Below are 15,654 nucleotides of genomic sequence, written 5' to 3' on the forward strand. Positions count from 1 at the left end.
AGGAATTTCTTGTTTCTTACACTTCCAGCAGCTATGTTTTGCCCATAAGTGAAATGAATTATAAGGTAAAGTAGCAAGAAATTTGATTGACGGTTTTAAGCCCTGTATTTTTTGAGAAAAATAAAATAATTTTAACATCCTGGAGGAAAAATGACATATCGTGTGCTCGCTGTTAATCCCGGTTCAACATCAACTAAAATTGCTGTTTATGACGACAGCACTTCCGTTTTTGAAAAAACCTTGCGGCACGATCCCGAAGAATTAAATCAATTCGGTGATCTTTTCAATCAGACCGATTTTCGGAAGGCATTAGTAATGGAAGCGATGGAAGAAAATAATGTCCATCCTCAAACCTTGAATGCTATTGTTGGTAGAGGCGGATTAGTTCGTGCCGTAAGTGGCGGAACCTGGAAAGTAAATGCAGCAATGTTACGAGATTTGAAGGACATAACAATTTGGGGAAGAAGCCATGCTTCAAATTTAGGTGCCTTCATTGCCAAAGCTATTGCCGAGCCGCTTGGCATACCCTATTTTATAGTTGATCCTGTAGCAACTGACGAATTGGAAGATATAGCTCGCTTGGCAGGTATTCCGGAAATTGAACATAAAAGTTTGTTTCATGCTTTGAATATTCGTTATATTTGCCGGCTACTGGCGGAAAAATTATCTATTCCTTTAAACAGGGCTAATTTTATCGGAGTGCACTTGGGAGGTGGAATTTCCGTTGCTGCAATAAAAAACGGCAGAGTAGTAGATGTAAATAACGCTCTTTTAGGGACAGGACCTTTTTCTCCTCAAAGAGCCGGCTCACTTCCCATTGGTGATTTAATTGATATGTGCTATTCAGGAAAATATACGAAAAAAGAACTTACAACCTATCTTTCCAAAGGTGCAGGACTTATGGCTTATTTAGGAACCGATAGCGGAATTGAAGTTGGCAAAAGAGTGGAGGCAGGTGACCCTAAAGCAAAACTTGTTTTAGATGCTATGTGCTACAGAATTTCGCGTGAAATAGGTTCCTGTGCTGCAGTGCTTGCCGGAAAAGTAGAAGGCATATATCTTAGTGGCGGTTTAGTATATAATGATTATATTGTGAATTTCATTACAGAACATACTAAGTTTATTGCTCCGATCTACCTGTATCCCGGAGAAAAAGAAATGGAAGCACTCTGCCAAGGAGGGATAAGAATTTTAAACGGAACTGAAGAAGCCAAGGAATATCCCTATTGAAATATTTCCTGATTACCCTTCTGCTTACAATCGGCATTTATCTTAATGCGGAAAATTGGACTGTCCTTGTTTATATGGCTGCTGATAATAATTTGGCGGAAATGGGCAAATTAGATATTAATACAATGGAAAGCGTTGCCCAACCTGCGAATTTGAACTTAATTGTTCAAGCTGATTTTCCTGAAGGAGCGAAACGCTATAAAATTCAGCAGGATAATTCGGAACAGATAACTTCACCGATTTTAGCCAATTTGGGTAATATTAACAGTGGCGATCCCAATACTTTGAACAGTTTCATAAAATGGGGTTACAACCGCTATCCTACTCAGCGCAAAATGCTTATTATCTGGTCTCATGGAGATAGTTGGTTTAAAGCCAACACGGGCAAATGGATTTGTCCTGATGATAATGCTCAAGACCTGATAAGCGTTGCCGGGGGAGAACTGGTTTTAGCTTTTACCGGTATTCCTCGTTTGGATATTTTGCTTTTTGATGCTTGCAGTATGCAAAGCATTGAAGTAATTAGTGAGGTCTATTCTTATGCCGATTATGTTATCGGCTCGGAAGATTCCGTTCCCCAAAACGGTTTTCCTTATGAGGACATAATCCCTCTTTTTGGAGGTGACTTTACTCAGCTTTTAGCCGAGATTCCGGAACTATATGTTTCTTCCTATCTGCCGGGAGAAGGGATTAACGAAGGATGGAACTATTGGGCTGTTACCTGCTCTGTAATTAAAACGGAATTAGTGCCTCAATTTGTCCAACAAATTAAAAACTTTGCCGTTAATCAAAGAAATATGGCTCCCAAATATTTTCCGGTGCGCAATTCCTGCTATTCTATGAATACAGGACTTGCAGATATTGATATCAGAGATTTTTTGGAAAAGGCAAAAACGGTTTACGATAGCGGTGCTCAAAATTTACTCTCCCTGTGGAATTCAATGGTTATTAGCAGTGCTTTTACCAATCCTGAAGAAATTGGCAATATTGGCACCGCTGCAATTTGGTTTCCCGATAGCAGATTCAATTTTGAAAACGGCTGGAAACAATATCTGAAGCTGGAATTTGCTCACTCCCGTTGGCTCGGTTTTGTAAATGCAGCTCTGGGAGACGATACTTTTCCTCCCGAAAAACCAAAACTACTGTCCCAAAACCTTATTTATAAGACCTTGCAAATTTTCCTGCAGGCAAACCCCGATCCCGATTCCCTATACTATGAAATAACTATAGACGAAGGACAGCATTATCAATATTTACACACCTCTCCAGAAGATGCTGTAATTTTAATTATGCTGCAAATAGACCAGCCCGGAACTTATCAAATAAAAGCTATTGATCAAAGCGGAAACAAAAGCGAACCCTTAATCGGAAATTATGATTATCAGGAACCGCAAATGTCCGTTATGATTAACCCCAATCCTGTTTCCCCTAATTCTGCGGCTGTCTTAAGATGGTGGGCAAATGAAGGTCTGCAAGGGAACATTCAATTGGAAATTTATAACTTGAAAGGACAGAAAGTGCTAAGTAAATGTTTGGGAAAAGTGCTTGCCGGAGAAGGAAATTTCTTGCTTAACTCCGAACCGAAATTTGGCTCTCTGCCTGCCGGAGTGTATTTTTTAAGGTTGCATTTGGGTGATATGAAATTTACCCGTAAATTTACTATCTTATACTAAAATTATGCGCTTGAGAATATTGTGGATAACCTGTGGATAAGTTTTGTGGAAAACCTTCTACAAAATATAACCTCCATAATTTGCAGATAGATATAAAAAGGGACTTATCCACCACCCTTGTGGATAACTTCCTATCTGCTTAAAAAATATGAGAACTTGAGATTAAGGATAATTGATGATAAAAAAAATTGCCTACCCTCAGCTGAGTAATGAACGCCTGCGCTATCTTGCCAAACTGAAACAAAAGAAATATCGCTTGCAGGAAGAACTGGTAATCGTTGAAGGTAAAAGAACATTGGCACAGCTTTTTACTTGGGGAATTAAACCCCGGGAATTATACCTCGTTGAAGGTGAGCCAACTGTCTCCACAGAAATTATTTATACAGTTTCGGAGCAGGGAATGAAACGACTTTGTGATTCTGAACAGCCGCAAAAAATAGCAGGCCTTTTCTCCCTGCCCAAACCCCGGAAAACAGCTTTTCAGAAGGCATTTTATCTGGATGATATTAGCGATCCCGGAAATTTGGGAACAATTTTCAGAATTGCCGCTGCTTTTAATATTGATTGTTTAATCCTATCTCCTGATAGCTGTGAAGTAAGCTCTCCTAAAGTGATTCGTACCTCTTTGGGAGCTGTTTATCAAGTTCCATTTATCTTTTGTAAGGCGGAAAATCTGCAGAAGCTGAAAGCATCTGTCTTTGCTTTAGATATGCAAGGGAAAATTCCTTTGGCTAATTTCACTCCTCCTGCAGAACCATTCATTGTTGCTTTGGGCAATGAAACTAAGGGTCTGTCTGAGGAAGTTTTGCAGATAGCCAAAAAAATAATCTCTATTCCTATGCCGGGGAAAATGGAATCCCTGAATGTATCTGCCTCTGCTGCCGTTTTAGCTTACATCCTTAGTCAGAACTAATTTGATGTAACTACTGAATAGAAATTATAATCTATTTGTTTTTCAGTAATCCTTTTTTAGTAACAAACTCTAAAACATAATCACTATCCTGGCATTTTTCCAGGATGTCATAATTATTTTTCAGAAAGGGTATTTTTTTAAGGGAAATACTTTTCTGATCTAAAATCTCTATGAGGACAGTAGGAACGAAATACAAATCAAAAGTATTATTATTCAGAGCTTTTACACCAATGACCACATCAGCCGTTTTAGAGGATTGGATATAAGTTTTTGCCGATGATTTATACTCTCTATCTACACCACCTCTACTACCGCCGGTAAATGATATTTGCTTAGAAGAAGTTTTAACTTGAGCTCTTATTATCTTTTCTTTACCATCATCAGGAAGAACAATAATAATATCATAAGGTGATAGAGGCAAATCAACCAACGATACATTCTGGAATTTCTTCATTAGTAAACCGACGACGATATGCTCATTTGCAAAGCCCTCAACCGCTGCCTGTTTTCCTTTTTCTTCTTTTATCTCAGGCATTTTCTCGTTTCCTCAAAACAATTATGTAGTCCCGATTGATTCTTTCTTCCCTCGGGACTTTGATAAAATGCTTTATTATTTCTGAAATAAACCATATTTCAATATCAAAACCTACTTGTTCAGCAAGTAGGCAAATATATTTCCATGTCTCAAATAAATATCCTCTGATTCTATTATTACCAACAGCAATAACATATCTCTTTCCTGGTTTTAGCAAACGAAATACTTCGCTCAGATTATCTTTCATATCTACTAAGTATTTATAAGCAATAAAGCTGCGTTTTTTATCCAGTTTATAGATATCCATAAGGATTTGATCTATTTGATTTATGCCAGTGAGGTGCATTTCAGAATAATCTGAAACAGTTACTGTTTCCGTTCCTATATGTTTTCTTTTTAAGGGGGTTAAAGAACCTTTTTCCAAATCCAGCCAGTATAATTCCAATTGATGCGTTCGGGGATAATCCACTGCATTTACATAAGGAGGTGAAGTGATTGCCAAGTCAATAGAATTATTACTTAATTGAATTGACCTTGCTTCCGAATCAGGAAGGATAATACATTGGGAACAGGAAGAACTGATGTTATAAAATTCTTCCATTTTGTAGGAGTTAATTAGCAAGGTCTCAATAAATTTGGAAATTGCCAAGGAAGGATAGATATTCTTTTGTAGTTTTTTTCTTACTACTGTTCTGGTGCAACCGTCGTCTGCATTAGAAACAGTCCTGATGATAGAAGAAAAACAGATAAGGTAAAAATCTAATAAATCCTTATCAAAGGTTAAATCGTAGATTGTCTGCTTTATGTATGCTAATTCATAGATAATATAATCCTCAAACCATGTATCTCTATAGGGGAAAACAGGTATTTCATCTTTCTTGACGAAATTTGGAGAGTAATTTTCCAGCATATTTAAGATGTTTTTATTCGTCTGATATATTATTCGGGGATGGATAGGTGTGGTCTTTACCTTGATCAATAATCGGCAGAAATCTTCAACATCTACAGCATAAGTGTTTCTACCCTGTAATATTGCTTCCAGATTAGTTGTCCCACTTCCAGCAAAAGGATCAAGAACTGTTTCTCCTGCTATTGAATACTTTTGAATTAACCAACGAGGTAATTCCGGAAAGAACTTAGCAGGATATTTGTGGATACCATGCAGATACTTGGATTGATCAGAACTGATGAAAAGAAAACTGTCACTTGTATTTACAGGTAAAGAAACAGGTATATTGCCAGCTACTTTTATAATGCATTCTCCAAATTCATTTTGAATTGGTTCTATAGAAGATGTTTCAATAGCGGTTAGCTGAGAATAGTTATGTTTATTGCTATAATACTTTATTTTTTTTTGGACATTTTCTTTTAAGCTATCAAGGTCTATCGCTTTATATGCTACCATTCTTAACTCCTAAATACATTTCTAATTTATCAAAGAAATCTGTCAAGAAAAACGAATTCTTTTTTATTTGGATGTATTACTGCCAAGTTTCCATTGGCTATACACAACCAAGGATTAAATTTACTACCTTGATGTAGCTTAAAAATGTATGATTAAGAAGGAATCTGGAACCTTTATCGGTGATAATATCGGTGAAAAAAAATAATTTGCCCTTGACAAATTTATAATTATATTTCCAAGTGTAATTGTGTTATAAAAGGAGTGTGATTATGGAAAATTTCCTTGCTGAAAGGATACTATGTTTACCCGAAGGATATTCTTCAGAGCTGTTCTGCAAAATAAAAATACCATTGAAGAGAAGCGTCATCTATTACTATGAAACCTGGCTTGGTGTTTCAAAAATGGCGCAAGGTTCACATTTCTATCAACTACATTATAAATATAAGACCCGGACAGGTGTCTTAATATAAGGAGAAACAAAAATGAAACAACTTCCAAAACTTCTCGCAGTAGTGCTGTTACTGGCAATCATCAGTTCCTGCACAATGAATTTACCTGTTTGCGCTACTTCAAACCCAACAGGGGAAAAGCAAGGTGTTTATACCCAAGTAAGTATTTTGGGTTTTCTTCCTGTTGCGAATAAAAATGGGGCTATAGCCAAAGCAGCGGAAAATGGTGGTATAACCAATATTTCTACCGTGGATTATAACGCTACCTGGCTTCTCTTTCTGACAAAGTATGACACCATTGTAACAGGAAATTGATACTGTAGTGTTGTTTCCAGAGAACAGGTCTCTTTTATTTTGTTTCTGTTTTCAGTTAGGATGATAATTTCAGGAAAGGGAACAGAACATTGAGCTGTAGGAAATGAATTAGGAACGGTAACTTTGTAGTTGCCTGAAGGATGTTTAAAAGTAAGAAAAGCTTAGCGATATTCAAATAAGACAACGGGACTTTGATATATAAGCTACGCCGGCAAAAAGATATTTTTTGTTGGAAGAGGGGTTTACGCGTATTTTCTTAATAGTTTCAGAGATAGGGAAACTATAGAAGAGCAGGAAATCCGTCTTTTACTGCCTGGGTAAGATTATTCCTTATATAAAGTAAAGCGTTTTATAATTCCTGAGCAGGCAAGTATTCAGGTAAGTTCAGGAAATATAATTACATATTTATCGGGGTCTCTAAATAAATTATCCTCTTTCTATAATAGTTTTCCTCAGCTATGATGGAAGTTACGAAAGGGATGAGGTAAATGAAGAATTGACAAAAAAAGGGAGATGCAGGATTTGGTAATAGAAATATTTTTCCCCAGGGAGGATAACTAATGCTGAATATTGTAAATCAAAAAACGGGCTGGATAGAAGTTATTTGTGGAAGTATGTTCAGTGGTAAAACAGAAGAATTGATTCGGAGAATTAGGCGTGCGGAATATGCCAAACAAAAGGTTTTAGTTTTTAAACCGGTGATAGATAATCGTTACGATGCTAATAATATTGTATCTCATTCCCAAATGCAGGCACCTTCCATTCCTATTACTACTCCCGGAGAAATATACAGTTATCTGGATGGGGAAGTGAAAATTATTGCTATAGACGAAGCGCAGTTTTTTGATTCCTCCATAGTGGGTATCAGTAATGATTTGGCAGACCAGGGTTACCGAGTTATCATAGCGGGTTTGGATCAGGATTATAAAGGTGAGCCCTTTGGCAGTATGCCTCAGCTGATGGCGATTGCGGAATATGTTACCAAGAATTTGGCGATTTGTATGGTCTGCGGTAATCCTGCCAATAGAACTCAACGCACGGTGCATAAAGATGAACAAATTTTAGTCGGCTCTACGGAAGCTTATGAAGCAAGATGCAGAAATTGCCATGAGGTTTTAGATTGATATATCCTACCAGTTTCACGGGTTCCATATTATTCTTTGCTGTGCGGCTAATTCAGATTTACAATATTCTGATTATTGCAAGGGTCTTGGCTTCCTGGGTAATTCGGAATCCTTATAACAGGTTATATCATTTTTTACTAACTATCACTGAACCGGTGTTAGGTCCTTTGCGTCGTATTTTACCCCCAATGATGGGGTTGGATTTTTCCCCGATTATAGCTTTTTTTCTACTTGATTTATTATCTCGTCTTTTAATTTCGTTAATATAAGGTGGAGGAATTAATGGCACTTTTCCCTTTGGACATAAAACATCAGGAGTTTTCAACTGTAATGTTCGGTTACAGCAAAAAAGAAGTGCGTGCTTTTTTAGACCAGGTTGCTTCCGAGGTTGAGGCATTTCAGAAACAGCTGGAAAAGGAAATAGCCCGTCAGGAACAAAAACAGACCGAAGTGAAACAAGAAGCAATGCAAGCCGGAAATGCAGTAGAAGAATTAAAAAGGCGGGAAGAACTTATCAGCCGCACTCTTGTTTTTGCTGAAAAAACGAAGGCAGATATAATTGCCAACGCTCGCAAAGAAGCTGAAAACATTATTAAAGAGGCAGACCTGAAAGCAAAAAGAGCTATCCAGGAAGCGAAGCAATACTTAAGTGTTTTGGAACACCAATATTTGCAGCTTAAGGAACAAAAACGCCAGTTCCTGATCCAGTTTAAGGTGGAACTGCAAAGTTTTCAGGATAGGATTAATAAAGACCCGCTTTTAAGCAAAGACAGCGAATTAAGGTTGGATAGCGAATTCCATCAGATAAAAGAAGAAATCATTCCTCCCGCGGATAATACAGAAACCCGAAATACAAAGGGCTAACAGATGAATAGTTATATAGAAACAGCTGTCTGGTTGAAAAGCAAACTTCCCCGCAAGCCACAAATTGCAATTATTCTGGGAACGGGATTAAACAATATGGCAGAATCATTTCCGTTGCTGTATTCTATACCCTATAACCAGATTCCGGGTTTTGTTAAAAGCACTGCTCCCACTCATAAAGGAAACTTGCTATTATGTGAAGTTGGGGGAATTCCGGTTCTTTTTTTGCAGGGGCGTTTTCATTATTATGAGGGTTATGCAATGGCGGAAGTTGTTTTTCCGGTAAGGGTTTTAGCGTCTTTGGGAATAAAAGTTTTACTGGTTACCAATGCTTCCGGTAGTTTACGAAAGGACTATTCGCCGGGAACAATTGTGCAGCTGCAGGATCATATTAACTTTATGGGCACTAATCCCTTAATAGGTATAAATGATGATATCGGGGAAAGGTTTCCTTCGTTAAATCAACCCTACGATCCTGAATTATGTTCAATGGCAGATAAAGTGGCTTTAGAACTGGAAATTGAAACAGCTAAAGGGGTCTATATAGCGGTAACGGGACCTTCTATGGAAACGAAAGCTGAATGTTCTACTTTTGCTTTATGGGGAGCGGATATTGTAGGGATGTCCACAGTGCCGGAAGTTATTACTGCCATTCATTGCGGGTTAAGAGTTCTTGCCTATTCAATAGTTACGAACTACAGTAATCTTTTTCATAATTTAGCTCATAGTCAGGAAGAGATTCAAGCGGTAGCATCCGTAGCCGGGGAAAAACTACAAAAGATAATAGCAGAACTGATTCCACGCCTGGCAAGGACTTTTTCATTGACACCATAATTGGTATTATAATGTTTGAATAAGTTTATTTTTTAAAAGCGTAACTCCGAAGGAGAACAAAATGGCAACAAAGAAGTTAGCGCCTGAAAAACTGAAATATTACGAGGAAGTAATCAGGTCTGAATTACGGGAAAGCATTGCTTATATTGAAAGTATCAACAAAGAGCAAAGCTTGGGTGCCCGGGAAAGCAGTGGCGATTTATCCAGCTATGCATATCATCAAGCAGATCAGGGTTCGGATACAAACCTTATGGAACAAACGGTTATGATGTTGGAAGGCGAACGAGAAAAAATCCGTCATCTCAATGAAGCATTACGAAGAATTGAAGATGGAACTTACGGTATTTGTGAATTTTGCGGTGAATTTATTCAGGAATCCCGTTTGGAAGTTATTCCTTATGCTACTTGTTGTGTTGCCTGCAAAGAAAAAAATGAAGATAAAAAAAGGCGGCAACGACGGTGAAATCATCTGGCACTAAATTCAGGACGGCTCCGGCATATTTTATTATGCTGCTGGTTTTAGTTTTAGACCAGTTAACCAAAACCTTGGTGCGGGTGAATATGGAAATGCAGGAATGCATTCCTCTTTGGCAAAATTTATTCGGTGATACTTTTATTTTAATTAGAGTGCAAAATACCGGTGCTGCTTTTTCTTTTGGTATTGGCAGCGATTTGGTTAATCGGATATTTTTCATTGGAGTTACATTGCTGGTAGTAGCCATCATTATCTTTTTATTATATTATGCGCAGCACAAGATTCAGGTTTTCGCTTATGGTTTGATCTTAGGTGGAGCGTTTGGCAATTTGATAGATCGGGTTATATTTGGGCCTGTAACGGATTTCTTTTCTATGGATTTTCCCGATTTTATAATGGAAAGGTTTCCCGTGTTTAACATAGCTGACAGTTCAATTTTTATCGGAGTGGTTTTGCTGATCATTGATATGATTTTTATTAAAGATAAGCAAAATACGGCTCTTGATACAGAAAAAAATATAGAAATCAGTGAGACAAATAAGGAGCTATAAATGAAGAATTATCTTCTCACTTTTTTGGCAATTTTCCTGGTAGCAGGAATATCTGCACAGACAGTTCTAACCTGTCACGACATTCAATATACTACCGATCTAACAGGTAATTCACCTTACTATTCTCAAACAGTAACTGTTCAGGGTATAGTTACTTACATCATTCCCAATTCTGCTTTTTATATTGCAGACCCGGCAGGAGGTGAATGGAGCGGACTTTATGTTTTTCATAGAAACACCAGCAATGCTGTCAGCATAGGAGATCTGGTAAAGCTTACCGGAACGGTTGATGAATATTATAACTTAACCGAATTTACCAATGTAAGCGCTTACGAAATTATTTCCCAGGGAAATGCTTTGCCGCCTTTTTTGGAAATACCTACTTCCGCTATGCCTTCCGGAACGAATCATCCGGAAAATGAAAAGTATGAAGGTGTGCTGGTCAGATTTCAGGATGTAACAATTAAATCCGTTCCGGATGGTTATGGTCAGTTTCTGATAACTGATAGCAGTAATGTTTGGGCAATGGTAGATAATGGATTATATGCTATTCCGGCAAGTTCTATAGTAGTAGGTGAGCATTGGTATATTATTCAAGGAATTGTAGATTTTCATAGCAGTGCTGGTTTTAAAGTAAATCCCCGTAATGCCAATGATATGATTAAGCAGGATACCATAGAGAATTCCATAATAAAAATCGTTAAAACCGATCCTACAACTGATCCAGCTCTGAATACCGATATCTCTATGAGTTTACTTAGCACCAAAATTAAATCCGAATGGGGAGTGATGAGTTATTCTGTTACTTTCAAAGTTAATCCCGCGGTGCTTATTTTTTCGGGATTGGATATTGATAGCACTTTAACTCATGAAATGCCTGATTTTCATATCAGTGCCGGTGGAGATACTATTAGTTGGACTTATGTTTCTCAGGATGGAATAATATCTCCAACCAATGATGCCCTGTTAATTAAAATTCTGGTGAGACCTTTAGCTTATGGAGAACACACCATTGACATTATCTCTTTCAAATATAATGATACGGAAGTTAATAACCTGATTGACGGTTCGGTTATCAGCAAGATTCAGAAAAAAATTGCCTACCTGAATATTGGCAAACAGGGAGATAAGAAAAATATCTTTAATCCGGAGAGGGGAGAGGAAATTATAATCAGCTACGGAACCAAAACCGGCTATCTTTCCAAGGCAGTAGTAAGAATTTATGATGCACAAGGTCGGTTAGTTTACACTCCTGTGCATAAAAATATAACTTCTGCCACGGGAATTGAAGAATATAAATGGAATGGACGGGACTCTAATATGAAATTATTGCCTCCTGGTTTATATTACTGTCATCTGGAGGTTACCGATCGCAGTAACAGCGATAAAGATAATACCGTTCAACCCATTGTTATTAAAAGCGCTTTGAAGTGAGGTTTATAATGAAAAAGTTACTGTTTATCTGTCTGATACTAATCCCATCCGCATTACTTTTAGCTGTGTTTGATGATTATCAACCATCTGCCATAGCCAGAGGTATGGGGGGTGCTTATACTTCCGTAGCCAAAGATGTAAATGCAATATTTTACAATCCTGCCGGGCTTACCAATACTTCTTTCAGTGCCAAACTTGGTTTTTCGCAGCTTTACAATCAGGATTTCAGTGAATTGAAAACTGTGGCTGTGGGCTACAATTTACCTAAAAATTTGGGGACTATAGCATTGGGAACAAGAGTGATGGATGTAGATTTTGAAGATGTTAATCTGATGAGTGAGCAGGTTTATAGCTTAGCGCACGGTTTCTATTTATTGCAGGATATTCATTCCCAAATTTCTTTCGGTTATACCGGCAATTTTTATCGCTTAAGTATGGATGGCGAAGATGACGATACTGCTTTGGGTATTGATTTGGGTGCCTTGGCAGTTTTACACAACAGAACTAATCTTGCTTTTGCCGTTACCAATATCAATAAAGCCAAAATGGGGGATGAAAATCAAATAGACCTGCCCAGTAAAATGGCTTTGGGAATCTCCTATATTCCGTATGATAAAGTAACTACTTCCATAGAAGTGAAAAAGGACTTTGCCAAAGAAACTGAATTTATGGGGGGAGTGGAAGCACATTTATTGGAACCCTTGGCGATTCGTTTCGGCGTTCATCAAAATCCTGCTACCTATAGTGCCGGCTTAAGTATCTATATCCAGGATTTGGAAATGGATTATTCCTTTACCTATCATAGTGTTCTACCGGCAACACACTATTTTTCTTTGGGTTATAATTTCAATTGAGGGTTAGTATGAAAGCAAAAAAGTTTATTCCAACCGTTATTCCTATCGTCTTTGAATTGCTCCATGTCTTTAAGCGAAATTCCAAACACGACCAGGATATCAGAAAAAAAGATCGGACTGCAGAAAAAATTGGTTCCCTGGAGCATTTAATGGTTCGTCTGGAAAAGAAAGTGCAGCAAAACAGGGATTATTACCAAAAGAGCATCAAGGGAGTAAGAATCTGGCTGGCAATCAATTCCGCATTACTTATAGCTATTCTGGTAAAACTATTTATCGGATGAAGGAAAATCATTAGGACAGCAGGGCAAAACTTGCAGATTGAAAATAACTGAGAGGGTTATCAGGATTAAGATAACTTAGTTTTAAGAGAAGAGTAACTAATTGACCCGCTTTTACTAGGAAACCAGATATAATATAGTTCTCCTATAGATAATGCATAAATATTTTCCTGCCTTAGGGTAGATTCCAGCCATAAAAGTAGTTCGAAGCTGTCTAAACTATGGAACTACCTCCAAAAAAAGGATACAATGTTAGCTGAGAAAAGGAATTGGTGAAAAATGACTTTTCTTTATCTGTTATTTCTCTGTTGTCCGTTCTAATTTAAGTGTCCAAAATTAAAAATTTATTCTATTTTGCAATAACTTAGCTTGGAATTTGCGAAACTTTTACCCCTTTCTGTAGCGAGCATTATTCCCTGCCAAGTTGAATCTTTTAGGCAGCATTAGCATTTCTTTAACGACTCCTTAACGAAGTTAAAGCATCGTTAAAGCATCGTTTAAGAGTCGTTTAAAAGCTGACCAGGCAACAAGTAGTTACCTAAAGCCCGTAAAGTAATTTTATCCAGCAAGATAATATCAGGAGCAATGCTTCTTTTTGTAATTTCATTCAGCAATGCTGCAAGAAATGATTGACAGAATAGGGCATAAAAATATTTGGTGTTTTATGTGCGCCCTTAGCTCAATTGGATAGAGCATCTGACTACGGATCAGAAGGTTGGGGGTTCGACTCCCTTAGGGCGTGCCATTTTTTTCTTGCCAGCACTTGCTGGCTTTTTTTTGTGGAATAATTATGGCTATGAGACGGAGAATAAAGAACAGATGGAATAATATTATCCTGATTTTCAGGATGATGTTGCGTTACTGGCATTATATGCTTGCCGGTTTTATATGTATGTTGCTTTTTGCTCTATTTAACGGGGTAAGCGTAACTTTAGTAATTCCCCTGTTTGATTATGTATTTAAGCCGAATAAAGTAAATCTGTTATACACTGATTTCAGCAGTTTCCTGGTGGCTTTAGGGGAGATGCTGAAACAGCATATTAGCTCTTCCGGTGGTTTTTTCCCGGCAATTCAAAATTACGGTGCCTTATGGGAAGATGCCAAAGTGCTGATGTTGCAAACGGATTCGCTATCTATACTATATTTATTGTGTATAGCTATTTTTGCAGTTATTCTCTTGAAAAATGTCTTTTTCCTTGTCCATAAGATCTTATTCAATTCTTTACGGGGCAGAACTATTCGCGATATACGCAATTATATGTTTTCCCGCTATTTAAATCAGTCCCTATCATTTTTTAATCATCATCGTGTTGGCGATGCTATCGTTCGGATGGTTGGTGATGTAGAAATCGTTAGTGAACAGCTAATCAATTCCTTTGTGAATGTAATTCGGGAAGTGATAACGGTGATTGTTTTTGCCCGCATTGCATATTTATTAAATCCTGTTTTACTATTATACAGCATTGTTATTTTGCCGGTGTTTTCGTTAGCGATAGGTCTTTTAGGCAAAAAAATAAAGAAATATTCCAAACGCATTCAGGAACAGCTCTCCAATCTTTTTTCCAATGTGGAGGAAGTGCTTAACAGTATGAAAATTGTGCAGGCATTTCGGCGCGAGAAATATGAACGAAAGAATTTTGAAACTATTAATCAGAAACATTATCGGATGTGGTTTAAGGCACAATATTACGGAACACTGAATACTCCTATATCGGAATTGAATACTGCAATTACCGGAATAATAGTAATCGTCATTGGTGGTAATATGATCCTTACTCCGGGCAGCGGTTTTTCCTTAGGTGATTTTACCGCTTTCCTTTTTGCTTTGTTCTCTATGCTGCATCCGCTAAAAGTGATTACTCAGGTCTATACTGATATCCGTAAAGCTCTGGTTTCACTGGATAGAATTGGTTTGGTTATGAACCAGGAATCCCGCATTCAAGATAAACCCGATGCTATAGCTAAAGAAACATTTGATAGCGAAATAACCTTTGAAAATGTAACTTTCGGCTATAGAGAAAATAAACCGGTGCTCAAGAATTTTAATTTAACTATACCTAAAAGAAGTAAAGTTGCCTTTGTCGGCTCCAGCGGAAGTGGAAAAACAACAATCGCTAATTTGATGATTCGCCTGTATGATGTTTCTGCCGGTGCTATAAAAATTGACGGGATAGATATTAGAGATATTAAATTGGATAACTTACGCAAATTCTTCGGTATCGTAACTCAAGAATCCATTCTCTTCTCCAAATCCATCAAAGAAAATATTGCCTACGGCAGCCAGGAAGAAATTAGCGATGAACAAATCATCCAAGCTGCCCAAATTGCCAATGCGGATGAATTTATCAATGAACTACCCAATAAGTATAACGAAGTCCTTGGCAGTAAAGGTTCGGATTTATCAGGAGGACAAAAACAACGACTTTGCATTGCACGAGCTATTGCCGGAGACCCTCCAATTTTAATTTTTGACGAGGCAACTTCTGCTCTGGATACGGAATCGGAACAAAAAGTGCAGCAGGCAATTGATAAGGCAACCCAAAACAGAACTGTTATCTTGATCGCTCATCGGCTTTCTACAATTTTAAAAGCAGATAAGATAGTAGTTTTGGAAAAAGGGAAAATTGTGGGTATGGGAACACACCAGGAATTGATTCAAAACTGTCCCCGCTATCAACATCTTTATAATCTGCAGCAGGGTAAATAAGTTAACAGTGCAT

General features: G+C 37.6%; 16 protein-coding genes and 1 tRNA gene. 15 read left to right on the forward strand and 2 right to left on the reverse strand.

From position 1 onward, the window contains the following. Window positions 1–150 precede the first annotated feature (150 nt). The 3 genes from buk to PLE33_01110 all read left to right on the forward strand — a co-directional run bounded on the left by buk (window position 151) and on the right by PLE33_01110 (window position 3,816). Window positions 151–1,230, forward strand: coding sequence for a butyrate kinase (buk, locus tag PLE33_01100; protein HPS59845.1), 1,080 nt, complete (start codon window positions 151–153; stop codon window positions 1,228–1,230). Beyond that, complete coding sequence (locus PLE33_01105; GenBank protein HPS59846.1) at window positions 1,227–2,903, forward strand: clostripain-related cysteine peptidase; 1,677 nt, start codon at window positions 1,227–1,229, stop codon at window positions 2,901–2,903. Before buk ends, PLE33_01105 begins: the two co-directional genes overlap by 4 nt. A gap of 175 nt (window positions 2,904–3,078) precedes the next feature. Continuing rightward, entirely contained in the window at window positions 3,079–3,816 is a 738-nt protein-coding gene (locus PLE33_01110; GenBank protein HPS59847.1) for an RNA methyltransferase, read from the forward strand. A gap of 31 nt (window positions 3,817–3,847) precedes the next feature. Here the strand turns inward: PLE33_01110 and PLE33_01115 are convergent, their stop codons facing one another. Then, entirely contained in the window at window positions 3,848–4,351 is a 504-nt protein-coding gene (locus PLE33_01115) for a hypothetical protein (protein HPS59848.1), read from the reverse strand. Then, on the reverse strand, window positions 4,344–5,756 hold the full coding sequence (locus tag PLE33_01120) for a DNA methyltransferase (protein ID HPS59849.1): 1,413 nt from the start codon (window positions 5,754–5,756) through the stop codon (window positions 4,344–4,346). Before PLE33_01120 ends, PLE33_01115 begins: the two co-directional genes overlap by 8 nt. A gap of 482 nt (window positions 5,757–6,238) precedes the next feature. Here PLE33_01120 and PLE33_01125 point away from each other — a divergent pair, with 482 nt between their 5' ends. The 12 genes from PLE33_01125 (at window position 6,239) to PLE33_01180 (ending at window position 15,641) form a co-directional block, all read left to right on the forward strand. Next, entirely contained in the window at window positions 6,239–6,520 is a 282-nt protein-coding gene (locus PLE33_01125) for a TRL domain-containing protein (GenBank protein HPS59850.1), read from the forward strand. Window positions 6,521–7,080: 560 nt separating this feature from the next. Beyond that, entirely contained in the window at window positions 7,081–7,644 is a 564-nt protein-coding gene (locus tag PLE33_01130) for a thymidine kinase (protein HPS59851.1), read from the forward strand. Further along, on the forward strand, window positions 7,641–7,913 hold the full coding sequence (locus PLE33_01135; GenBank protein ID HPS59852.1) for a YggT family protein: 273 nt from the start codon (window positions 7,641–7,643) through the stop codon (window positions 7,911–7,913). Before PLE33_01130 ends, PLE33_01135 begins: the two co-directional genes overlap by 4 nt. A gap of 13 nt (window positions 7,914–7,926) precedes the next feature. Continuing rightward, the gene (locus PLE33_01140; GenBank protein ID HPS59853.1) at window positions 7,927–8,508 is read left to right on the forward strand and encodes a DivIVA domain-containing protein; all 582 of its coding nucleotides are present in this window, start codon (window positions 7,927–7,929) and stop codon (window positions 8,506–8,508) included. A 3-nt stretch (window positions 8,509–8,511) separates the two neighbouring features. Continuing rightward, entirely contained in the window at window positions 8,512–9,342 is an 831-nt protein-coding gene (locus tag PLE33_01145; protein ID HPS59854.1) for a purine-nucleoside phosphorylase, read from the forward strand. A gap of 61 nt (window positions 9,343–9,403) precedes the next feature. Then, window positions 9,404–9,805, forward strand: a complete 402-nt coding sequence (locus PLE33_01150; protein HPS59855.1) for a TraR/DksA C4-type zinc finger protein — start codon at window positions 9,404–9,406, stop codon at window positions 9,803–9,805. Further along, window positions 9,802–10,368: a signal peptidase II gene (lspA, locus tag PLE33_01155; GenBank protein ID HPS59856.1), complete on the forward strand. Its 567-nt coding sequence runs from the start codon at window positions 9,802–9,804 to the stop codon at window positions 10,366–10,368. Before PLE33_01150 ends, lspA begins: the two co-directional genes overlap by 4 nt. Then, the gene (locus tag PLE33_01160) at window positions 10,369–11,802 is read left to right on the forward strand and encodes a FlgD immunoglobulin-like domain containing protein (protein HPS59857.1); all 1,434 of its coding nucleotides are present in this window, start codon (window positions 10,369–10,371) and stop codon (window positions 11,800–11,802) included. It abuts the gene before it with no gap. Between the two features lie 8 nt (window positions 11,803–11,810). Further along, complete coding sequence (locus tag PLE33_01165) at window positions 11,811–12,656, forward strand: hypothetical protein (GenBank protein ID HPS59858.1); 846 nt, start codon at window positions 11,811–11,813, stop codon at window positions 12,654–12,656. Window positions 12,657–12,664: 8 nt separating this feature from the next. Continuing rightward, the gene (locus PLE33_01170) at window positions 12,665–12,937 is read left to right on the forward strand and encodes a hypothetical protein (GenBank protein HPS59859.1); all 273 of its coding nucleotides are present in this window, start codon (window positions 12,665–12,667) and stop codon (window positions 12,935–12,937) included. 665 nt (window positions 12,938–13,602) lie between these two features. Next, window positions 13,603–13,679 (forward strand) — tRNA-Arg (locus PLE33_01175). 45 nt (window positions 13,680–13,724) lie between these two features. Next, on the forward strand, window positions 13,725–15,641 hold the full coding sequence (locus PLE33_01180; GenBank protein HPS59860.1) for an ABC transporter ATP-binding protein: 1,917 nt from the start codon (window positions 13,725–13,727) through the stop codon (window positions 15,639–15,641). Window positions 15,642–15,654: the final 13 nt, after the last annotated feature.

It is taken from the genome of Candidatus Cloacimonas sp., assembly GCA_035403355.1.
GTDB lineage: Bacteria > Cloacimonadota > Cloacimonadia > Cloacimonadales > Cloacimonadaceae > Cloacimonas.